This is a genomic window from Brachybacterium kimchii, assembly GCF_023373525.1.
GTDB classification, from domain to species: Bacteria; Actinomycetota; Actinomycetes; order Actinomycetales; family Dermabacteraceae; genus Brachybacterium; species Brachybacterium kimchii.
In genome coordinates, this window is record NZ_CP097218.1 from 1,185,525 (window position 1) to 1,206,626 (window position 21,102).

General features: G+C 73.5%; 21 protein-coding genes and 1 tRNA gene. 6 read left to right on the forward strand and 16 right to left on the reverse strand.

The genetic code is table 11. The features are described 5' to 3' along the window. Positions 1-73: 73 nt before the first annotated feature. Complete coding sequence (locus M4486_RS05805; protein ID WP_249480224.1) at positions 74-847, reverse strand: class I SAM-dependent methyltransferase; 774 nt, start codon at positions 845-847, stop codon at positions 74-76. 166 nt (positions 848-1,013) lie between these two features. Here M4486_RS05805 and M4486_RS05810 point away from each other — a divergent pair. Next, positions 1,014-1,087 (forward strand) — tRNA-Pro (locus M4486_RS05810). Positions 1,088-1,331: 244 nt separating this feature from the next. Further along, on the forward strand, positions 1,332-2,426 hold the full coding sequence (locus M4486_RS05815; RefSeq protein ID WP_249480225.1) for a winged helix DNA-binding domain-containing protein: 1,095 nt from the start codon (positions 1,332-1,334) through the stop codon (positions 2,424-2,426). Positions 2,427-2,562: 136 nt separating this feature from the next. Here the strand turns inward: M4486_RS05815 and M4486_RS05820 are convergent, their stop codons facing one another. Continuing rightward, positions 2,563-2,721, reverse strand: coding sequence for a hypothetical protein (locus tag M4486_RS05820; protein WP_249480226.1), 159 nt, complete (start codon positions 2,719-2,721; stop codon positions 2,563-2,565). Positions 2,722-2,824: 103 nt separating this feature from the next. Between M4486_RS05820 and M4486_RS05825 the strand changes: the two genes are divergently transcribed. After that, a complete protein-coding gene (locus M4486_RS05825) occupies positions 2,825-3,454 on the forward strand; it encodes a DUF2249 domain-containing protein (protein ID WP_249480227.1) in 630 nt (209 codons plus the stop codon). A 19-nt stretch (positions 3,455-3,473) separates the two neighbouring features. Here the strand turns inward: M4486_RS05825 and M4486_RS05830 are convergent, their stop codons facing one another. Next, on the reverse strand, positions 3,474-3,983 hold the full coding sequence (locus tag M4486_RS05830; RefSeq protein WP_249480228.1) for a universal stress protein: 510 nt from the start codon (positions 3,981-3,983) through the stop codon (positions 3,474-3,476). A gap of 148 nt (positions 3,984-4,131) precedes the next feature. Here M4486_RS05830 and purU point away from each other — a divergent pair, with 148 nt between their 5' ends. After that, on the forward strand, positions 4,132-5,061 hold the full coding sequence (gene purU, locus M4486_RS05835; protein WP_249480229.1) for a formyltetrahydrofolate deformylase: 930 nt from the start codon (positions 4,132-4,134) through the stop codon (positions 5,059-5,061). 120 nt (positions 5,062-5,181) lie between these two features. Further along, positions 5,182-6,414 carry a dioxygenase family protein gene (locus M4486_RS05840; RefSeq protein ID WP_346731771.1) on the forward strand — a complete coding sequence of 411 codons (1,233 nt, stop codon included), beginning with the start codon at positions 5,182-5,184 and terminating at the stop codon, positions 6,412-6,414. Between the two features lie 44 nt (positions 6,415-6,458). Here the strand turns inward: M4486_RS05840 and M4486_RS05845 are convergent, their stop codons facing one another. Both M4486_RS05845 and M4486_RS05850 read right to left on the reverse strand, forming a co-directional pair. After that, the gene (locus M4486_RS05845; protein ID WP_283257961.1) at positions 6,459-7,130 is read right to left on the reverse strand and encodes a response regulator; all 672 of its coding nucleotides are present in this window, start codon (positions 7,128-7,130) and stop codon (positions 6,459-6,461) included. Continuing rightward, a complete protein-coding gene (locus M4486_RS05850; protein ID WP_249480230.1) occupies positions 7,127-8,413 on the reverse strand; it encodes a sensor histidine kinase in 1,287 nt (428 codons plus the stop codon). Before M4486_RS05850 ends, M4486_RS05845 begins: the two co-directional genes overlap by 4 nt. Positions 8,414-8,534: 121 nt before the next feature. Here M4486_RS05850 and M4486_RS05855 point away from each other — a divergent pair, with 121 nt between their 5' ends. Continuing rightward, positions 8,535-9,812 carry an acyltransferase family protein gene (locus tag M4486_RS05855; RefSeq protein WP_249480231.1) on the forward strand — a complete coding sequence of 426 codons (1,278 nt, stop codon included), beginning with the start codon at positions 8,535-8,537 and terminating at the stop codon, positions 9,810-9,812. Here M4486_RS05855 and M4486_RS05860 read toward each other — a convergent pair. The 11 genes from M4486_RS05860 to M4486_RS05910 all read right to left on the reverse strand — a co-directional run bounded on the left by M4486_RS05860 (position 9,802) and on the right by M4486_RS05910 (position 21,099). Next, complete coding sequence (locus M4486_RS05860; RefSeq protein WP_249480232.1) at positions 9,802-10,737, reverse strand: carbohydrate ABC transporter permease; 936 nt, start codon at positions 10,735-10,737, stop codon at positions 9,802-9,804. The genes M4486_RS05855 and M4486_RS05860 overlap by 11 nt on opposite strands. Next, positions 10,734-11,678, reverse strand: coding sequence for a carbohydrate ABC transporter permease (locus M4486_RS05865; RefSeq protein ID WP_249480233.1), 945 nt, complete (start codon positions 11,676-11,678; stop codon positions 10,734-10,736). The genes M4486_RS05860 and M4486_RS05865 overlap by 4 nt, the downstream gene beginning before the upstream one ends. After that, complete coding sequence (locus M4486_RS05870) at positions 11,675-13,048, reverse strand: extracellular solute-binding protein (protein WP_249480234.1); 1,374 nt, start codon at positions 13,046-13,048, stop codon at positions 11,675-11,677. Before M4486_RS05870 ends, M4486_RS05865 begins: the two co-directional genes overlap by 4 nt. A gap of 135 nt (positions 13,049-13,183) precedes the next feature. Continuing rightward, positions 13,184-13,819, reverse strand: a complete 636-nt coding sequence (locus M4486_RS05875; protein WP_249480235.1) for a hypothetical protein — start codon at positions 13,817-13,819, stop codon at positions 13,184-13,186. Beyond that, positions 13,816-14,289 (reverse strand): NUDIX hydrolase, encoded by a 474-nt coding sequence (locus tag M4486_RS05880; protein WP_249480236.1) that lies wholly within the window; start codon positions 14,287-14,289, stop codon positions 13,816-13,818. The genes M4486_RS05875 and M4486_RS05880 overlap by 4 nt, the downstream gene beginning before the upstream one ends. 8 nt (positions 14,290-14,297) lie before the next feature. Next, positions 14,298-14,636, reverse strand: coding sequence for a hypothetical protein (locus M4486_RS05885; RefSeq protein WP_249480237.1), 339 nt, complete (start codon positions 14,634-14,636; stop codon positions 14,298-14,300). An 84-nt stretch (positions 14,637-14,720) separates the two neighbouring features. Further along, positions 14,721-17,018: a bifunctional cytidylate kinase/GTPase Der gene (gene der / locus M4486_RS05890; protein ID WP_249480238.1), complete on the reverse strand. Its 2,298-nt coding sequence runs from the start codon at positions 17,016-17,018 to the stop codon at positions 14,721-14,723. Positions 17,019-17,037: 19 nt separating this feature from the next. Further along, positions 17,038-18,186, reverse strand: a complete 1,149-nt coding sequence (locus tag M4486_RS05895) for a prephenate dehydrogenase (RefSeq protein WP_249480239.1) — start codon at positions 18,184-18,186, stop codon at positions 17,038-17,040. Next, positions 18,183-19,010, reverse strand: coding sequence for a pseudouridine synthase (locus tag M4486_RS05900; RefSeq protein WP_249480240.1), 828 nt, complete (start codon positions 19,008-19,010; stop codon positions 18,183-18,185). Before M4486_RS05900 ends, M4486_RS05895 begins: the two co-directional genes overlap by 4 nt. After that, positions 19,010-19,882 carry a ParA family protein gene (locus M4486_RS05905; RefSeq protein ID WP_152353016.1) on the reverse strand — a complete coding sequence of 291 codons (873 nt, stop codon included), beginning with the start codon at positions 19,880-19,882 and terminating at the stop codon, positions 19,010-19,012. Before M4486_RS05905 ends, M4486_RS05900 begins: the two co-directional genes overlap by 1 nt. A 239-nt stretch (positions 19,883-20,121) precedes the next feature. Further along, positions 20,122-21,099, reverse strand: coding sequence for a tyrosine recombinase (locus M4486_RS05910; protein WP_249480241.1), 978 nt, complete (start codon positions 21,097-21,099; stop codon positions 20,122-20,124). Positions 21,100-21,102: the final 3 nt, after the last annotated feature.

Genomic DNA, 21,102 nt, shown 5'->3' on the forward strand with positions numbered 1-21,102 from the left:
TTGCGCGCCCGGTCCGCGAAATCGGGCATCGTGGACACGCGGTCCATCGCGGGTGGTCAGCCCCGGGGTCGCGTCAGACGCGGGGAACCTCGAGGGGGTCGTCGAGCATCTCGGCGAAGTCGGTGCGCGCCGGAGCGGGCCGGCTCGGGCGACGCGCCTGGACCAGGTACCGCGAGAGCGTGATCCGCAGCGGCAGGGCCCCGGGGTCGCCGGCCGGAGGGAGGGCGAGGCCCTCCCCCTCGCGCAGGGCGCGCAGACCCTCGCGCGTCGTGACCCGCCCCTCGCCGTGGAAGGTGTCGGAGTGCTCGGTCTCGAGTCCCGCCTCGGTGACGCGGCGCAGGTGCTCGGCGAGCGTGTCCAGCGAGCCCTCGGATCCCAGCTCTGCGAGATCGCCGGGACCCCGCTGCTGGGCGAGCAGCATCCCCTCGGGCGCGAGGACGCGATGGACCTCGCGAGGGTCGTAGGGAGCGTCGAGCACGATGACCAGGTCGAAGCGCTCGGGCGGGAACGGCAGCGTCGCACCGACGTCCGACGGATCGTGGTCGAGGACCTCCAGACCCAGGGAGCCCAGGTGCTCACGGGTCCGGGAGTGTGCGGGACCGACGAGCAGTGCGGCGACGCCCTCCTCGGCGAGCGTGCCCCGCAGGCGGGCGAGGAGGCGCGCGGCGCGCGGCCCGATCGCGAGCACGTGGTGGGAGAGCTGGGCGAGCGCGCTCGCGGTCTGCGCGACGCGCCAGGGCAGCTCGGGCAGGTCGAGGCCCGGGCTCTGCTCGAGCAGGTCGGGCACGGGCGCGCCGGGGATCTCCTCGCGCGGCGCCGACGGGTGCTCGCTGTGCTGCTGATCCATCCTCGGACCTCCTGCCGACGGGGCTGGCCTCACTATCGCATGCGCACCGCTGACGCGCGCAGCGACGGGCGATCGACAGGGGTGCCGCAGGTCACGCGCTCGCGGATTCGCTCTCGACGCATCTTCCGGGGTAGCATCGATCCCGGTCCTCCCGCCGTGGAGGTTCCGGGCTGTGGCGCAGCTTGGTAGCGCACTTGACTGGGGGTCAAGGGGTCGCAGGTTCAAATCCTGTCAGCCCGACCGAGAGAATCGGTCGCCGGAAACATCGGCGACCTGCATAGATGGACCGAGAGGCCCGCACCCGACCAGCGCCGGGGCGGGCCTCTCGCTCTGCCGTGGCACAGGGCCGTGTCACGAGACCGCGCTGCGCGACCGTGCATCCCCGCGGGACGACGAGGCGGTGTGCGCGCAGTCCGTGAGCATGCGCCGGCCGACGAGGTAATGTCTCGAACCGAGACGACCGTCGGCGTGGTGGAGGTCATCGATGATCGCGACAGCGCAGCTCCTCGCCCTCCGGCTGCGCAGCCACGGTCTCATGGCACGGGGTCCGAGGCTCTCGGTCCACGACGTCGCCACCAGGATGCTGGCCGTGCAGGCCCAGGACCTCGCGCAGGGCGCATGGGCGCTCGGCATCCGCGCTCGCGGATCGGCTCTTCGCGACGTGCACCGCGCGCTCGAGCGCGGAGAGCTCATCCGCGCCTCGTCGCTTCGCGGCACTCTCCACTTCCTCGCCGCACGAGATCTGCGGTGGATGCTCGGCATCACCGCTCCACGGGAGATCGCTGCGGCCGGCCCGCGACTTCGCCAGTTCGAGCTCGACGACCCGGCGCTGCGCCGTGCACGCTCCGTCACCGAGTCGCTTCTCGGCGACCGCACCGCCCTTCCCCGCGCTGAATACCTCCGCGGTCTGGAGGCTGCGGGAATCCCGACGGGCGGGCAGCGCGGCTATCACCTGATCTGGTGGTTGTCGCAGAGCGGCATCGTCTGCTGGGGACCGGCACGCGGCACCGGACAGGGGCTCGTCCTGACGGAGGAATGGATCGGCGACTCCGTCGAACTGGCCGGCGACGATGCCCTCCGCGAGCTCGCCGGTCGGTACCTCGCCGGACACGGCCCTGCCACGGACTCGGACCTCGCCTGGTGGGCGGGAATGCCGCTCTCCCAGGCCCGCACGGCCATCCGACTGGCCGGCGCCGACCTCATCGAGCTCCAGCACCGCGGCGTGACGCACTGGGCCACCGCGCGGACGATGGACGAGGCGAGCGACCACGTCGTCCGTCGACTGCGCATCCCGAAGACCACGCACGCGCTGCCCGGGTACGACGAGTATCTGCTCGGCTACCGGGACCGCTCCGCCGCGATCCCGGAGGAATACGTCGACCGTGTCACCACCGGCCGCAACGGCATCTTCCACCCCACGGTGCTCGCCCGCGGCAGAGTCATCGCAACATGGCGACGGTCCGACTCCGCCGGGCGCACCACGGCGACCATCGAGCCGTTCCGGGAGCTCACGGCGCCGGACAGCCTGGCGTTCGCTCGCTCGGCCGCCGCATTCGAGCGGTTCCACAGCGGCATCTAGCACCCGATACCGGTCGGTCCACCGGCTCGGCGCCGAGGCGGACCGGAGAGGATTCAAGATCATGCCCCCTGTCCCGGGTCGATCCCGGTCGCTCGGAAGACCGCGTGGGCACGCAGGGGGATCGACGGACCGCGGATCACGCCCCGGACTCGTCCTCGGAGTCCTCGAGGCGGCGCCCGCAGCGCCAGCAGGTCACGCCGGGCTGCTCGGTGAGTGCGCCGCAGTCCGGGCACACGCGCTGCAGCCAGCAGGCGGGCTCCCCGCCCTCGACGCGCACCGGCTCGCCCTCCCTCATCGCGCCTCCCTCGCCGCCGGGACCTTCGTCGGCTCGAGGGTACTGCGCCGCGCGTAGGGTGCGGTCATACCGCCTCCCGCCCCACTCGGAGAAGGAGTCCCCCGTGCCCTCCCCGTCGACCGATCCGCACTCCACGCGCACCCCGCAGCCCGCGATCCTGGACGTGCGCGAGGTGCCGAAGCCCCAGCGGCACGGCCGGATCTTCGCGCGCTTCGAGCAGCTCGGGGTCGGCGAGTCGTTCGTGCTCGTCAACGACCACGATCCCCTGCACCTGCGGGACGACTTCGAGCGGGACCAGCCGGGCAGCTTCGACTGGGAGTACGAGGGAACGGAGGACGGCGACTGGCGCGTGCGGATCTCGCGGCTCGCCTCGACCGCGCTCCCCCGCGTGCTCGTGGACACCGCCGAGGTCGAGCTGCCCGAGGGGACGGCCGGCGGAGCCGCCTGGTCGATCGGCGTGCAGCCGCGCGACCTGGACTCGAACCTCGTGATCCTGCCCGCGGGAGGCGGCATCGGCGAGCACGTCGGGCCGGATCACGACGTGCTGGTCGTGGTCCTCGCCGGCAGCGGCACGATCACCACGGAGCGCGATCAGGTCGAGGTCGCGCCGGGCGAGCTGGTGCTGCTCCCCCGCCGCTCGCGCCGCGCCTTCACCGCGGGACCGGAGGGGCTGCGCCACCTCACCGTGCACCGCCGTCGGCCGACGCTCCAGATCACCGACGCCCCGCGCTGAGGCGCGAGGCGCGCCCTGATCAGCTCTCGTCCTCCCAGGGCAGGGTGAGGTCCTCGCCGTGGGAGGCGAGCGGCACGACGACCACGGGCCGCTCCTGGTGGTGCGCGAGGTGCACGGCGACGGAGCCGCTGAGGAACTCCCGCAGGGAGGCGCGGAGGCCCGACTCCCGGGTGCCCACCACGATCATCGCCGCGTCCAGCTGGTCGGCCAGGCGCATGAGCTCCTGCGCCGGCGGGCCCGCGAGGGCCACCGTGGACCAGTGCACGCCGCGGTCGGCGAGCGTCTCGGCGATCGCCCGGTGCAGGGCCGGGTCGAAGACCTCGACGATCTCCTCGAAGGCGTCCGGGTCCACGGGCAGTGCGGTGACAGTGCCGTCGGGCCGTCTCTCGAGCGTGTAGCTCGAGGCGTCGACGCTCGCGCACACGAGCTCGGCGCCGAAGCGCTCGGCGAAGGTCGCCGCCTCGGCGACGACCCGGGAGTGCTGTCCAGGGATCACACCCACCACGACGGTGGGGGTCGCGTCCATCATCACTGACCTCCCTCCCCCGACCGCGCGGGAGCGCGGTGCACGGATACCGAGATCGTCCCCCGCCCTCGGGGAGAAGTCCAGCCCCTCGACCAGCCCATCCCGCGGTCCGAGCCACCGGGGCGGCCCCGCTCTTCCCTAGACTCCTCCCATGCCCGAGACCCCCGCCGAGAAGGCCGCCGCGCCCGTCGGCCCCACGACCGCTTCCCAGAACCCCGCGGAGCCGACCACCGCGCCGACCACCTGGGTGCTCACCCTCGCGTGCGAGGACAGGCCCGGGATCGTGCACGCCGTCAGCGGCGCCGTCGTCGCCGCGCGCGGGAACATCACCGAGTCCCAGCAGTTCGCCTCCCCCGACACGGGGCGCTTCTTCATGCGCCTGCAGATCGCCTCGGACACGGGGCGCGACGCGCTCGAGGGCGCGCTCGCCCCGGTGATCGAGCGCTTCGGCCTCGAGGCCTCCCTCGACGCCGCGGGCAGACCCCGACGGACCCTGATCCTCGCCTCGAAGGCCGCCCACTGCGTGAGCGACCTGCTGTTCCACCAGCGCTCCGGGCACCTGCCGATCGAGGTGCCGCTCGTGATGGCGAACCATGACACCCTGCGCGACCTCGTGGAGTTCCACGGCGTCCCCTTCCACTCCCTGCCCGTCGCGGACCCGGAGCAGAAGGAGGCCTTCGAGAGCGCCGTGCTCGAAGCGGTCGACGCGCACGACATCGAGCTCGTGGTCCTCGCCCGGTACATGCAGATCCTCTCCCCCGAGCTGTGCGAGGCCCTCGCCGGTCGCTGCATCAACATCCACCATTCGTTCCTCCCCGGCTTCAAGGGCGCGAACCCCTATCGGCAGGCGCACGAGCGCGGCGTGAAGCTCATCGGCTCGACCGCCCACTTCGTCACCTCGGACCTCGACGAGGGCCCGATCATCGAGCAGAACGTGACGCGCGTGGAGCACTCGCACTCGGTCGCGCAGCTGCGGGAGATCGGCCAGGACCAGGAGTGCCTCGCGCTGCGGCGGGCGGTCACCTGGTTCGCGCAGTCACGCGTGCTGCTCGACGGGATGCGCACGGTCATCTTCCGCTGACGCCCCTCCCCGGACGCACGGCCCGCGTCGCACAGCGTCGGCACAGGCGGGACCTGCCTCCAGCACGGGCTCGCCCCGCAGGATCGTTCTCGCCCCAGAAGAACGACCGAAGGACCTGCGATGACCACGCACAGCCCGCAGACCCCGCAGCCGCAGCCGGAGCGGAACCCGCAGCCGGACGAGCCCCGCCGCCATCCCTCGCACACCGAGGACTCCCGCGTGGAGGTGGCCGGCGACGGCCGCGTGAGCTACCAGGGACGCGACCTCTCCCACCCCGAGGAGCCGCTGGCCGACCAGGGCCTGGGCTTCGACCTCGCCACGCTGCTCTCACGCCGTCGGACCCTCGCGGGCCTCGGGCTCGGGGCCGCCGCCGTGGGCCTCGCGGCCTGCACGTCCGACGCCTCCGACGACGCTGCCTCGTCCTCCGCCTCGGACGGGGGCGGCTCGGGCACGAGCGACGGGGAGATCCCCGAGGAGACCAACGGCCCCTATCCGGCCGACGGCACCAACGGCGCGAACGTGCTCACCGAGGCCGGGATCGTGCGCTCGGACATCACCTCGAGCTTCGGCGACGCGAGCGCGAGGGCCGACGGCGTACCGATGACGCTCACGCTCACCCTCACGAACCTCGAGGCGGACAACGACCCCTACGAGGGGGTCGCCGTCTACGTGTGGCACTGCGACGCCGCCGGGGAGTACTCGCTGTACTCCGAGGGCCTCGAGGACGAGAACTACCTGCGCGGCGTCCAGGTGGCCGACGAGAAGGGGCAGGTGACCTTCACGAGCATCTTCCCCGCCTGCTACACCGGTCGCTGGCCCCACATCCACTTCGAGGTCTACCCCGACGCGGACTCCATCACCAGCACCGACAACCTGCTGGCCACCTCGCAGGTCGCCCTCCCCCAGGACGTCTGCGAGACCGTCTACGCGCTCGACGAGTACGACGGCTCGGCCGAGAACCTCGCGCAGGTCACCCTGGACTCCGACAACGTCTTCGGGGACGACGGCGGGGAGCTCCAGCTCGCCGACGTCGACGGCGACGCGGACAGCGGGTTCACGGTGACGCTGCCCGTCGCGATCGACCCGAGCACCGAGCCCGGGCAGTCCACCGACGCCTTCGGCGCGGGCGGCGGACAGGGCGGCACGCCGCCGTCCGACGGCGGGGGTGCGCCTCCGTCCGACGGCGGCGGTCAGGGCGGCACGCCTCGCGGCGGCGCGTCCGACGGCGGAGAATCCGACGGCGGCAGCGCGAGCGGGACGCAGAACAGCTCCTCGACCTCCTCGTCCGGCGGCTCGGGGAGCGCCGCCGCGGAGGCCTCCCTCGTGGGCGGCGTCCTCGTCGCCTCGCGCTGAGACGGTCGCGCCGGGACGACGCCGGGAGCAGGGGCTCGTCGGAGCTAGACGAGCCCCTGCTCCCACGCCGTCCGCACGGCCGAGGCCCTGTCCCCGACGCCGAGCTTCTCGTACACGTGCGCGAGGTGCGTCTTTACCGTCGCCTCGCCGATGCGCAGGCGACGGGCGACGGCCCGGTTCGTGCATCCCTCGGCCACGAGGCGCAGCACCTCGCTCTCGCGGTCGCTGAGCGCGGGGCGCGGCCCGCGCTGGGCGGTGAGGGCCGCGAGCGCCGCCGGGACCAGCACGGGACGCCCGGCGGCGAGGTCGTGGACCGCCCGCGCGAGGTCCTCTCCGCGCGCGTCCTTGAGCAGGTAGCCGTCGGCCCCCGCCTCGAGCGCCCCCAGGATCTCGCGGTCCGTGTCGTAGGTGGTGAGGACGAGCAGCCGCGGCTGCTCTCCCCCGCGGCGGCGCTGCTCGCGGATGGCCTCGACGCCGCCCACCCCCGGCATGCGCAGGTCCATGAGCACGACGTCCGGGTGATCGCGGGCGATCAGGGCGAGCGCCTCGGCGCCGTCCTCCGCGGCGCCGATCACCTCGATCCCGGGGTCGGCGCCGAGCATCGCCACGAGTCCGTCGCGGACCACCGGATGGTCGTCGACCACGAGCACCCTCACCGTGGGGCTCCCCGCGGGTCCCCACGTGGGGCTCTCCGCGGGGCTCTCCGCGGGGCTCACCGCGGGATCCTGGCGGTCAGCAGGGTGCCCTCGCCGGGCGCCGAGTCCACGTCGAGGGTCCCGCCGATCTCGCGGATCCTCGAGCGCATGCCCGGGATCCCGTGCCCGCGGCCGCGGGCGGCGGCCTCCGCCGGGTCGAAGCCGCGGCCGTCGTCGCGGATCCGCAGCACCAGCGCGTCGGGCTCCCCCTCGAGCACGATCTCGAGCGCGCCCGCCCGGGCGTGGCGGGCTGCGTTCGCCATCGCCTCCTGCGTCACGCGCACCACCGCGTGAGGATGCGGGAGGGGGCTCGGCGCCGCGTCGGCGTCGAAGGTCGCGACGATCCTGTGGGTCCGCGACCAGCGGGCGACGAGCTCCGCGAGGCTCTCGAGAGGGTCCTCCCCCTCGAGCTGCTGAGGGGCCAGGGCCTCCACCGCACGGCGCGCGTCCACGAGGCTCTCGCGCGCCGCCTGCTCCGCCGTCCGCATCCGTCGGCGCGCGGAGTCGTCCAGGCCCTCCTGCGGCACGGCCTCGAGCTGACGGATCACGCCGACCAGGCCCTGGGCCACCGTGTCGTGGATCTCCCGTGCCAGGCGCGTGCGCTCCTCGGCCACGCCGCGCTCGCGGGCGCGGCGCACCAGCTCCTCGTGCAGCGCCGAGTTCTCGCGATACGCCTCGGTCAGCTCCCGGACGGCCGCCTCACGCGTGAGCATCTCCCGCTCGCGCTCCTTGTCCAGGTGCATCATGCCGAGGCTCAGCAGGACGTTGACCAGCACGAGCATCACGAACAGCGCAGGCGCGGCGGCCACGCCCGCCGTTCCGCCCGTCTGGCCGAAGGCGCAGATCAGCGCCGTCACCCCGACCGAGACCGGGATCGCCCGGCCGGCCAGGAAGCGGGGCGCGTCGAGGTAGCCGACGAAGGCGTAGATGCAGGCGAGAGGGTTCAGGGCGACCGCGAGCACGAGAAGAGCCTGGTGGACGGCGAACAGGGCGACGAGACCCGACTCCCCCGCCCCGTGCACGCGCGCCCTGCGCGTGAGCCCGACGCGCAGGAGCAGCGTCGCGAGGGTGGGCACGAGGGCCCAGAGGATCAGGTGCCGGAACCCGAGGGCGTCGGAGGCGAGCAGACCCACGGTCCAGGAGACCGCGGCGAGCAGGGGCGGCAGCCACACGGTCAGCAGCCGCCCGAGAGGACCGGTCGGGATCGTCGCCTCGCCGTCTGTTCCGCGGACGGGGATCGGCAGCGGGGCCGCGAGCCCCGTCGGGCGCGCGCCCGCCGTCGGACGCGGAGTCGCCACAGGCATGCGCCCCAGTCTCCCCCGCGCATGCACCGGGCGCCAGCGTCGGGGCATCCCCCGATCGGCGGAGGGTGCGGAGGCCGGTGAGGGGATCCGTCCTTCCTCGCCCCTGCCTAGCGTCGTGGTCATGGCCTCCCCCGCGCATCCGTCCACGTCACCCTCGCCGACGACCGATACAGGACCGCGCGCACCGTCCGCGCGACTGCACCATCTGGACGCCCTCCGCGCCGGCGCCCTGCTGCTGGGCGTCGTGCTGCACACCGTGCTCGGGTTCGTCCCCGGCGCCGCCTGGCTCTTCCAGGACACCCGGACCGCATGGTGGGCGCTGCCCGTGATGGTCGTGATCCACCTGTTCCGGATGATCCTGTTCATGATGCTGGCCGGCTACTTCGGCCGCATGGTGCTCATGCGCCGCGGGACCGGGTCGTACGTGCGCGACCGCCTGCTGCGCATCGGGGCCCCGCTGATCGCCTTCTGGCCCCTCGCGGTGCTGTCTCTTCCCGTGGTCATCGTCGCGGGCAGCGCCCTGCTGGGCCGCCCCCTGCCCGGGGCCGTGCAGGGCGGGGCCGGGGACACGGGCGATGCCCAGGGCGGGGCGGACGGGGGCGCGCCGGGGCTGCTCGATCTGCTCACGCCGGGCCAGCTGTGGTTCCTGCTCCTGTTGCTCGAGATCATCCTCGTGGTCGTCCTGGTCCGGGCGCTGCTGGTGAAGGCCCTGGGCGCCGAGCGCGCGGGCCGCCCCGCCCGTGCGCTCGGCCGCGTGCTCTCGAGCCCCGCGGGCCTGCTGCTGGCCGCGCTCCCCTACGCGGCGGGCCTCGCCGCCCAGGGGACGATCATCGGCGGCATCCAGGAGCCGACCACCCTGGTGCCGGTCCCGGGCGCGTCGCTCGCCTACGGCGGCGCGTTCCTGGTGGGCTGGTTCCTCCAGGCCGAGAGCACCTCCCTGGAGCGGATGGCCCGGGGGTGGCCCCTCTGCCTCGCCCTCGCCTGCCTGCTCACGGCGCCGCTCCTGGTGGGCGGGTCGGGGACTCCCGGGTCTCCCGTCCTCACCCTCGTGCTCGTCCCGCTGGCCGGGTGGGCCTGGGTGCGCGGGCTCCTCGGGGTCGCCGCGCGCGCGATGGACCGCGAGGTCTTCGCGATCCGCTACCTCGCCGACGCCTCGTACTGGATCTACCTGCTGCACCTGCCGATCGTCGTGGCCCTGGGCCTGGCGATGGCCCAGATGCCGCTGCCCCCGCTCGTGAAGGTCGCGTTGAACCTGCTCCTCACCACGGGGATCCTCCTGCTCGCCTACGACCTGATGGTGCGCAGCACCTGGATCGGGCGGTGGCTGAACGGGCACCGCAGGCCGCGGGCGCTGCTGCCCGCGCCCCGGCGCACGGCCCGTCGGCCGATCACCCCTTGACGCCGCCGGCGGCCGCGAAGCCCGTGCCCAGGCTCCGGCCCATGATCAGGTACAGGGCGACCACGGGCAGGGAGTAGAAGATCGAGAAGGCCGCGAGTTGGCCGTAGGCCACCTGCCCGTACTGCGAGGAGAACGTGTACAGGGTGACCGCCGCCGGCAGGTGATCGGGGCTCAGCAGCAGCATGAAGGGGACGAAGAAGTTGCCCCACATGCCGACGAACGTGAAGATCGTCGCCACGGAGAGCCCCGAGCGCATGAGCGGCAGCACCACGGACCACAGGGTCCGCAGGACGCCCGCGCCCTCCGTCCACGCCGACTCCTCGATCTCCACGGGCACCGAGTCCATGAACCCCTTGGTGAGGAAGATGGCGTACGGCAGGGACGAGGCTCCCAGGAAGAGGATCGCCCCGAACATCGAGTCGATGAGGTTCACCTGCACGAACAGCGAGTAGACGGGGATCATGATCGCGGTGATCGGCAGGCCGGTCGCGAAGATGACGGTCAGCAGCAGCGGGCGCTTGGCCGCGAAGCGGTACCGCGAGAACGGGTAGGCGCAGAGGACCGCGGCGACCATGGTCACGATCGTCGCCCCGCCGCACAGCAGCAGCGAGTTCCCGAGCGGGCGGAACGTGGTCTCGGTGTTCCAGATCGCCCGGAAGTTGCCCAGGCTCCACTTCTCGGGCCAGCTGACCGAGAGCGTGGCGCTCTCGTTGAACGAGGCCAGCACGACCCACAGCAGCGGGATCAGGAACGCCACGCCGATGACGATCATCGCGAGGCTCGAGGCGAGCTCGGCGGTGCGCTCGCGCGGCCCCTTGCCGCCCTTGTGGCCGCGGCGGGGGCGCGCGGTCGCGGGGCCCGGGGCGGATGCGGCGGACGGGGAGGCGGGTGCGGAGGCGGCGTCGGCCGCTGCGGTGGAGGTCATCGCTTCTCCTCCTCGGGGAGCAGGCGGAGGTAGACGAGGGAGGCGGCGGCCCCGATCAGCAGCAGGAGCAGGGCGACCGCGGTGCCGTAGCCGAGCTGGCCGTAGGAGAAGGCCTGCTCGTACATGTACAGCGGCAGGGTCTGGCTCTTCCGGTCGGGCCCGCCGCCGGTCATGATGAAGATCAGCCCGAAGACGGAGAGTGTCTGCAGGGTGATGAGCATGAGGTTCGTGGCGAGCGCCGGGCGCAGCAGCGGCAGGGTGATCGAGGTGAAGCGGCGCATCGGCCCGGCCCCGTCCATCGCGGCCGACTCCTGGACGTCGCCGGGGATCGCGCCGAGCGCCGCCGAGTACACGAGCATCGAGAAGGCGGTGCCGCGCCAGACGTTCGCGAAGCTCACCGCGACGATCGGGGCGCTGAACAGCAGCGTCTGCGGCGGGATGCCCACCAGGCCGAGGATGCCGTCGAGGCTGCCGCCCTCGGCGAAGAAGGTGTAGAGCAGGTAGCCGGCGACCACCTCGGGCAGGATCCAGGCGGCGATCACGATCGAGGTGATCGCGAAGCTGATCACCCGGTTCGCCCGCTCCATGAGCAGGGCGAGCAGCAGCCCCAGCAGGTTCTGCCCGATCACGGCGGAGATCAGGGTGAACAGGATCGTGAGCACGACCGAGTTCCAGAAGTCGCCATCGGTGAGGGCGTCGGTGAAGTTCGAGACGCCCACGAAGGAGGTCTTCGAGGCGCCGTCCCCGCGGATCGCCTTGTCGGTGAAGGCGAGGTCGAGCGAGTAGATGATGGGGCCGGCCATGAACAGCACCAGGAGCACGGCGGCGGGGATCATGGGCGCGGCGCGCCGCAGGGTGAGGCGGTCGCCGATGCCGGCGGGGCGCCGACGGCGGGGTCGCACGGGCCCGGTCGCGGGGCGCTCGGGGGCGAGGGTGCTCATCGGGACTCCTCCTGCACGTTCTCGGCGCCGACGATGTCCGTGACCGCGGCGTCGTAGTCGGCCGCGGCCTTCTTCGGATCCGCGGCGTCGGACATGACCGCCTCCATGGCCTCCTGGATCGCCGCCGAGACCTCGGGGTAGGCGGGCAGGGCCGGCCGGTAGTAGGCGGTCGCGAGGAGATCCGTGAAGAACTCGACGCTGGGCGCGTACTCCTGGTACTCCTTCTTCGCCGCGACGTCCTTGCGCACGGTGATGTGGTTGTCCGCGATCGCGAAGGCCAGCGAGTTCTCCGTCGACGTCGCCGCCTCGATGAACGCCCAGGCGGCGTCCTCGTCCCGGCAGTGCTGGGGGATGGTGAGCCCCCAGCCGCCCGCGAGGGTCAGCGTGCCCGGGTCCTGCCCGTCCTTCGTGGGCATCTTCGCCAGGCCGACCTTCTCGGTCCACTCCGGCCACTCCCCCGGCGATCCCTCGGCCCAGTTCCGGGTGATCCACGAGCCGTCCAGCAGGATGCCGAGCTTCCCCTCGGGGATCATCGTGGAGTAGATGCTCTCGCTGATGTTCGGGTCGAGGTGCTGGGAGACCGGGAGGGTCAGCTCCTCCTCGAAGATCATGCGCAGCAGGGAGAGCGAGTCCACGAAGCCCTGCGAGCCCAGGACCCACTTCTTCGTGTCCTCGTCGTACAGACGGGAGGTCGTGCCGTAGAGCAGCATCTCGAAGCCCTGCATCGAGGCCTTCTCGCCCTGCGCCTTCCCGCTGAAGATGAACAGCGGCGCGGCCTCGGAATCGGAGTCCTTGATCGCGCGGGCGGCCTCGAGGATGTCGTCCCAGGAGGTCGGCTCCCAGGTGCTGGGCAGCCCGGCCTCCTCGAAGACGTCGCGATGGTAGAAGAGGGCGCGGGTGTCGGTGGTCTGCGGGGCGCCGTAGACGTGTCCGTCCTCTGCGGTGAAGGCCTCGCGGGACGCCTTCACCACGTCGCCCCAGTGGTCCCAGGTCTTGATGTGCGCGTCGAGCGGCCGCAGGTATCCGGCGCCGACGTCGGAGAGCATGATGAAGGAGTCCTCGTAGACGACGTCGGCCGAGGTCCGCGGCGAGGACATGAGCAGCTCGTTCTTGGTGAAGTAGTCGTTCTCCGCGGCGACGATCGGCACCAGCTCGACGCTGAGGCCGGGATGGGCGGCGGTGAACGTCTTCGCGCTCGCGCTCAGCCAGTCCTTGAGGTTCGTGCCCGAGCCGAACTGCTGGTAGGCGATCCGCACGGTGTCCGCTCCCGCGTCCGAGGAGCACGCGGCGAGCGGCAGGACGACGGCTGCGCCGGCGGTGATCCTGAGGAAGGTGCGTCTGTCGGGGCGGGTCGGTCCCGGGGTGACCATGGGGAAGGCTCCTCCACATCGAGGGGCGGCAGCCGCGGGACGCGTGGTCGTCCCGCGAGCGGCGCGTGGCTGTGAGCCAGCCTACAGGCGGAGCGCGGCAGGCCCTGGAGGCCGGGCGCGGGCGTGTCCGCCGGGTCAGTCGCGGACGGCGGCGAGCAGCCGCGCGGCCTCGACGCCCTGCCCCGCGGCGGCGTCGGCGTAGCGGGTGCCCGGCGGGACCTGCGCGATCTCGAACCACCAGGAGGCGTGCGGGACCAGGCGCACATCGCGCCAGGGCACGTCGAAGCCGGGGTCCTGCCAGAGCGTCAGCGCGATCTCGGCGCGGCGACCGGCCGCGTGCAGGGCGAGACGGCGCAGCTCCGGGAGGGAGTGGGGCCCGGGCCGGCACGAGGACGGGATCGCGACGGTCGCGTCCAGGGGCAGCGGCCAGCGGGTCTCTCCCCAGGCCAGAGAGGTCTGCCCGGTGCCGCCGACCACGGCGGCGGGCAGCCGCAGGTCCTCCTCGCGCACGGGCTCGTGCTCCCCCGTCGGGCGCAGGTCGAGCACGCTGCGCTCGACCCAGACGCCCGGCAGCGCGAGGCGCTCGCCGACCCGCACCTCGACCAGGACGCCGTCGCCGAAGGCGGCCAGGTGCTCGGCGGCGTCCGGCACGCGGTCGGCGAGCGTGCGCTGATCCAGCAGCAGCCGCACGCGGGCCTCGTCCCCGGTGCGCTGGGTGAGGGCGAGGGCGAGCACGTCGCCGGGACGCGCGGAGCTGGTGGCGGTGCTCATGCCCGGAACACCGCTTCGGGGCGGTCCTCGAGGGCGAGCGCGATCTGCTCGCGGAACCGGCCAGGCATCGGCGGGAGGTCGTCGAGGTCCGCCCAGCGCGCCTCGGTGTTCTCGCCGTCCGCCGGCCGGGGATCCCCGTCGAGGTGCTCGAGGACGAAGCACAGGTCGAGGTACTGCGCCCGGTCGCCGTTGGCGTAGGTGGTCTCCGGCAGGGTGCGCACCTCGATCAGCCGCAGGGGGCGCACCGTGAGCGCGGCCTCCTCGGCGACCTCGCGGACGGCGGCGCGGGCGGGCTGCTCGCCGGGATCGATGATGCCCGTGACCGGGGTCCAGTCGCCGGTGTCGGCGCGGCGCACCACGAGAGTGCGCCGCCGCTCGGCGTCGAGCACGATCGCGGTGACGCCGGACATCCACAGCAGGTCGTGGCCGATGTGCTCGCGCAGCGCGAGCACGAAGTCGGGGGTCGCCATGGGTTCCCTCAACTCGCCGACGCCGCGCCGACGGTGATCAGGGTGATGACCAGGGGCACCACGAGGGTCACCAGGAACACGAGGACGATCAGCGCGGCGATGATGATCATCGAGATCCAGCCCCACTTCACGAGGGCGCGCGCCGTGGTGGGCTCGTCGAGCTTCACGAGCGCGATGATGCCGAGGATCGACGGGATCATCGCCCCGCACACAGCGCCGATCACGATCTGCACGATCGCCTGCGTCTGCAGGGACTGGCGGTCCGGATACTGCACCGGGGGCGTGGGGAGCGGAGCGCCCTGGCCCGGGGGCTGGGGCGGCGGCACCTGCTGCCAGGACTGGCTCATGGTCTGCTCCTCAGTGCGGGTCGGGCGGTCGTGCTGGGCGGGTGGGATCGACGGTCGACGCGGGCCGCGGTGCTCCCGTTCGGGTCAGCGGAAGCGCTTCTCGCGGATGCGGACGCCGATCTCGATCGGGGAGCCCGTGAAGCCGAAGTCCTCGCGCAGGCGGCGCTCGATGAAGCGCCGGTAGCCGTGCTCGAGGAAGCCGGTCGCGAAGATGACGATCCGCGGGGGCCGGGTGCGGGCCTGCGTCGCGAAGAGGATCCGCGACTGCTTGCCGCCGCGCAGCGGGTGAGGATGCGCGGCGACGAGGGTGCCCAGGAAGGCGTTCAGGCGGGCGGTGGCGACGCGGGTGTCCCACGAGTCCAGGGCGGTGCGCAGGGCCGGCACGAGCTTCTCGGCGTGGCGTCCGGTGAGGGCCGAGATGTTCACCCGCGGCGCCCACGCGACGTGCGCGAGGTCCTTCTCGATCTCCCATTCGAGCTGGCGGCGCCGGTCCTCGTCGATGAGGTCCCACTTGTTGAAGGCGAGCACGAGGGCGCGCCCGGACTCGAGCACCATGTCGATGATCTTGAGGTCCTGCGTGGAGATCGGCTCGGAGGCCTCGAGCAGCACCACGGCGACCTCCGCCCGGTCGAGCGCCGAGCGGGTGCGCAGGGAGGCGTAGAAGTCGGCGCCCTGGGACTGCAGCACGCGGCGGCGGATGCCCGCGGTGTCCACGAAGGTCCAGACCTGTCCGCCCAGCTCGATCTTCTCGTCGACCGGGTCGCGGGTGGTGCCCGCGAGATCGTCGACCACCACGCGGTTCTCCCCTGCGAGGCGATTGAGCAGGGAGGACTTGCCGACGTTCGGGCGGCCCAGCAGCGCGACGCGGCGGGGGCCGTCGTCGGGGGCCGCGCCGCGGCCCTCCTCCGGGAGCGCCGCGAGGACGGCGTCGAGCAGGTCGCCCGAGCCGCGGCCGTGGATCGCGGAGACCGGGTGCGGCTCCCCCAGGCCCAGGTTCCACAGGGCCGCGGCCTCGAGCTCGCCGCGCTCGTCGTCGACCTTGTTCGCCGCCAGGATCACGGGGCGGTCCGAGCGGCGCAGCACCTTGAGCAGCTGCTCGTCGGTGGTGGTGATGCCGACGGTCGCGTCGACCACGAAGAGGACGGCGTCGGCGAGCTCGATCGCGACCTCGGCCTGCTCGGCGACCCGGTAGGCGATGCCCTGGACCTTGTCCTCCCAGCCGCCGGTGTCCACGAGCCAGAAGTCGGTGCCCGCCCACTCGGCCGCGTAGAAGACGCGGTCGCGGGTCACGCCCGGGACGTCCTCGACGACGGCCTCGCGGCGGCCCAGGATGCGGTTCACGAGGGTCGACTTGCCGACGTTCGGGCGGCCGACCACGGCCAGGACCGGCAGGTTCTTCGCCGCGCGGCCGACGGGCGCCTCCTCGTCCCCCTCGGTCAGGAGGGCGAGGTCCTCTTCGTCCAGGGCGTAGTCCTCGAGCCCGGCGCGCCAGGCCTCGGCGATCTCCTCGTCGGTGGGCTCGCCCCCGGGGACGGCGGCGAGGTCCGGGCCGCCCGTCCAGTGCACCTCGGGGTCGTCCTGCGCGTCGGACTCCTGCGGGCCGTCCTGCGCGTCGGCCTCCTGCTCGTGGCGCGCGCGGGCCTCGTCCACGAGGGCCAGGACGCGCTCGATGACCTGCTCGATCGTGAGGTCGGTGGTGTCGATCGGGGTGACACCCTCGGCGGCGGTGAGGAACTCGGAGACCGTGGAGTCGTCGCGGTCGCGGCGCAGCACCTGGTCGCGCATGCGCTCGCGGCTCTCCTCGGAGTCGTCGAGGCCGAGCTCGGCGGCGCGCCGGGCCATGCGGGCCTCGTCGCTCGCGGTGAGCAGCACGCGCACGTCGGCGTCGGGAGCGACGACGGTGGTGACGTCGCGGCCCTCGGCGGCGCAGAGGCCGCGGAGATCGGCGGTCTCCCGCAGGATCTCGCGCTGGCGGCGCTGGAGGATCGGGCGCACGGCCGTGTTCGTGGCGATCGCGGAGACCCTGCCGCTGATGCCCTGGGTGCGGATCTCGGCGGTCACGTCCTGACCGCCGACCGCGACGGTGGCCCCGGCGGGGTCGGTCCCGAGGTCCAGGTCGAGGGTCTCGGCGACGTGCGCGACGGCCTCGCGGTCCTCGAGGTCGATGTCGCCGCGGAGACACTGCCAGGTCACGGCCCGGTACATGGCGCCGGTGTCGAGGAACCCGCCGCCGGTGACCTCGGCGACGCGGCGTGCCACGGTCGACTTGCCCGAGCCCGCGGGGCCGTCGATCGCGACGGTCACGCCGCGGGGCGCGCCGGCGGGCGCGGCGTCCGACGTGACGGCGTGCTCGGATGCGGGCAGGGCTGCGGAGGACTCCATCGGATTAGGATACGGGCGCTCAGCCCTCGAGCACGCTCCATCCGCGCCGGGAGAGCTCCCTCGTGAGCAGATCCTCATGGCTCGGGATCACCGCGATGTGGGCGACGCCCACCCGCTGGCCGAGCGAGTGCTCGAGGTGGAGGTCCTCGAGGTTGACGCCGATCTGTCCGGTCTCGGTGAGCAGGCGCGCGAGCTCGCCGGGGCTGTCGGGCACCATCACGGACACCGTCGCGAAGGCGTCGGTGCCGCTGCCGTGCTTGCCGGGGATGCGGGCGACCCCGCGGTTGCCGTCGGAGATGAGGCGCGCGAGCTCGCGGCGCGAGCCGACGGACGGGTCCGGATCGCCCTGCATGGTGGCCAGGGCGTCCGCGACGCCCGCGAGCCGCTCCTGCATGTCGCCGAGCACCGGGAGCAGGGCCCGGGCGTTCGCGCCCAGGATCTCGACCCACAGCCGCGGGTCCGAGGCGGCGATGCGCGTGGTGTCGCGCAGTCCCTGGCCGGAGAGCTCGAGCGCCTGCTCCTCGGCGTCGAGCAGCCCGGTCGCGAGCAGGCTCGCGAGCACCTGCGGGGCGTGGGAGACGCGGGCGACGGCCTCGTCGTGGCGGGCCGCCTCCATCACCACGGGCAGGGATCCGAGCTCGGTCGCGATCTGGCGGAGCCTCGCGACCGCGCCGCGGCGCGTGCCCTCGTGCGGGCAGATCACGAAGGGGCGTCCCAGGAACAGGTCGGCGCGGGCGGCGATCACGCCGGAGACCTCGCGACCGGCCATGGGATGGGTGCCGAGGTAGCGGGAGAGGTCGTCCGCGGTGATCTCGCCGGCCGCGGCGCGTGCGCGCAGGCCCTCGAGGACCACCCGCTTGACGCTCGCGACGTCGACGACGAGGGCCTCGGGGTAGGTGCCGAGCGCCTGGGCGACGAGAGCGGCGGCGACGTCGGGCGGAGCGGCGACGACGACGAGCGCGGGGTCGGCGTCGTCCGCGCGCCGGACGCGTCCGACGCCGAGCTCGACCGCGAGCGAGGTGGTGCCCGGGGAGACGTCCTGCACGTGGACCTCGACGCCCGCGCCCCGCAGGGCGAGTCCGAGGGACCCGCCGATCAGGCCGGTGCCGATGACGAGGACCGGGCTCGGCAGCAGGGGCGCGTCGTGAGCGGCAGGCGCCTCGCTCACAGGCCGACCTCCGCCATCAGCGTGCCGAGCTCCTTCGGCTCGAGCTCGCGGGTCTCGCCGGGCGCGAGGTCCGCGAGCAGGATCGGGCCGATGCGGGTGCGCACGAGCGCCGTGAGCTCGTGGCCCTGGGAGGCGAACATGCGGCGCACGATGCGGTTGCGGCCCTCGTGGAGCGTGACCTCGACGACGGCCTCGCGCCCGTCGTGGGCGACGAGCCGCGCACGGTCGGCGCGGGCGGGGCCGTCCTCGAGCTCGACGCCCTCGCGCAGCGCCTTGAGCAGGCCGCGCGGGAAGGCTCCGGTGAGCGGGAAGCGGCAGACGTACGTCTTCTCGACGTCGAAGCTCGGGTGGGTGAGGCGGTGTGCGAGCTCGCCGTCGTTGGTGAGCAGGAGCAGGCCCTCGGTCTCGAAGTCGAGGCGGCCCACGTGGTAGAGCCGCTCCGGGAAGCGCTCCGCGAACTCGGTGAGGTCGCGACGGCCCTCCGGGTCGGACATCGCGCTGACCACGTGGCGGGGCTTGTTCAGGGCGACGGTGCGCTTGCCCCCGTCGAGCTGGAGGCGGCGACCGTCCACGTGCACGACCTGGCGGGCCGGATCGATGCGCACGCCCTGCTCGAGCACGGTCTCGCCGTCGACGCTCACGCGGCCCTGGGAGATGATCGCCTCGCAGGCGCGCCGGGAGCCGAAGCCCGCGCGGGCGAGGACCTTCTGCAGGCGCTCGCCACTGGCCGACGCGGACTCGGCGGCGGGCGCCGGCCGTCCGTCGCTGTCGCGCAGGCGGACGCTGCGCGGCGGGGTGAAGGCGCTGCGGCGGCGCTCGGCCATCAGGCGGCGCAGCCGCGCGCGACGAGCTCCCGCGCGAGCTGCCGGTAGGACTCCGCGCCCTTGGTGGAGGAGGCGAAGGACGTGATCGGCTCCGCCGCCACGGACGCATCGGGGAACTTCACCGTGCGATTGATGGTGGTGCGGAAGACCCGGTCCGGGAAGGCCTCGACGACCCTCTGGCTGACCTCGCGGGCGTGCAGGGTGCGCGGATCGAACATCGTGATGAGGATGCCGTCGATGTCGAGGCGGGGGTTGATGCGGTCCTGCACCTTCTCGATGGTCTCCACGAGCAGGGCGACGCCGCGCAGCGCGAAGTACTCGGCCTCGAGCGGGATGATCACGCCGTGGCTGGCCGCGAGCGCGTTGACGGTGAGCAGGCCCAGCGAGGGCTGGCAGTCGATGATGATGACGTCGTACTCGTCCATCACGGGGCGCAGCACGCGGGCCAGCGCCATCTCGCGGGCGACCTCGTTGACCAGCTGGACCTCGGCCGCGGAGAGGTCGATGTTCGCCGGGAGCACGTCGAGGTCGTCGGTGCTCGTGGACTGGATGACGTCGTGGACGTCATGGCTGCGGTCCATGAGCAGGTTGTAGACGGTGATGTCGAGCTCGTAGGGGTTCACGCCGGTGCCGGCGGAGAGCGCGCCCTGCGGGTCGAGGTCCACGAGGAGCACCTTGCGGCCCATCTCCGCGAGGGCCGCGCCGAGGTTGATGACGCTCGTGGTCTTCCCGACGCCGCCCTTCTGGTTGACCATCGAGATCACGCGCGCGGGGCCGTGGCTCTCCAGCGCCGGGGGCTCGGGGAAATCGGGCCGCGGGAGACCCGTGGGTCCCAGGTCGATGTCCAGGGTCAACTTGGAGGAGTCGCTCACGTGGTGTTCCTGTCGTCTGCTCGTCCGGGCGTCGTACTGCTGCGCTGCTGCGCCGATCCTGCCGATCGGGACCCGCTGCTCGGGTCCCGCCGCGGTGCGCGCGGCGGACGCGGGGCGGCTCCGCCGCACGTGGCGGGGCCGCGGATCGCCCCGCAAGTCTAAGCCCCATGGGTTCCTCGGGCCCGCCGGTCCCGCCCGCGGAGCCCGCGGCGCCGCCGCCGCGGGCGTTCGGCCCCGGCTCAGCCGCGGTCGCGGGAGCGCGGATGGGCGGCCGCGTGGGCCTCGCGCAGGGAGTCGACGGTCACCTGGGTGTAGAGCTGGGTGGTGGTGACCGAGGCGTGCCCCAGCAGCTCCTGGACAGCGCGGACGTCGGCGCCGCCGTGCAGGAGATGGGTCGCGAAGGAGTGGCGCAGGGTGTGCGGTCCGATCGCGCCCTCGAGGTCCGCGTCGGCGGCGGCGCGCTGCACGATCTGCCACGCCGCCTGCCGGGTGAGACGGGTGCCGCGCGAGCCCAGGAAGATCGCCGGGGTGCCCCGTCCCCGGGAGGCGAGGGAGGGCCGGGCCCGGGTGAGATACGCCTCCAGCGCCTCGAGGGCGAAACGCCCGACGGGCACCGCGCGGTGCTTGTCGCCCTTGCCGCGCAGCACCGCGGCGCGCTCGAGCGGATCGACGTCGTCCACGTCCAGGCCGATCGCCTCGGAGATCCGCGCCCCGAGCCCGTAGAGCACCTCGAGCAGGGCCCGGTCCCGCAGGGCGCGCTCGGCGGAGAGCGCGCCGGTGCCGGGCCGGCCCGCGGCCTCGACGAGCCGCGCGGCCTCGTCGATCGTGATCGGGTGCGGCAGGGTGCGCGGTCGGCTCGGGGCGGGCAGCAGCCGCGTGGGATCCCCGGTGCTGGAGGTGCGCTCGGCGTCGAGGAAAGCGTGCAGGCCGCGGACCGCGGCCAGGGCCCGGGCGGCGCTCGAGGCCGCGAGCGCCGATCCCCCGTCGGCCCCCGAGCGGACCGTCCGCAGCCAGGCCGAGACGTCCTCCGGGGTCATCGCGTGCAGCGCGCGGTCCTCGCGGGCGAGGTGGCGCAGGTAGCGGGTGAGGTCGCGCCGGTAGGCGGCCAGCGTGTTCGCGGACAGGCCGCGCTCGACGCGCAGATGGCTCAGGTACTGCTCGAGATCGCGGGCGTCGTCCGTGCGGACCTCGGCGGGGTCGGCGTCGGCGGCGACCACGGG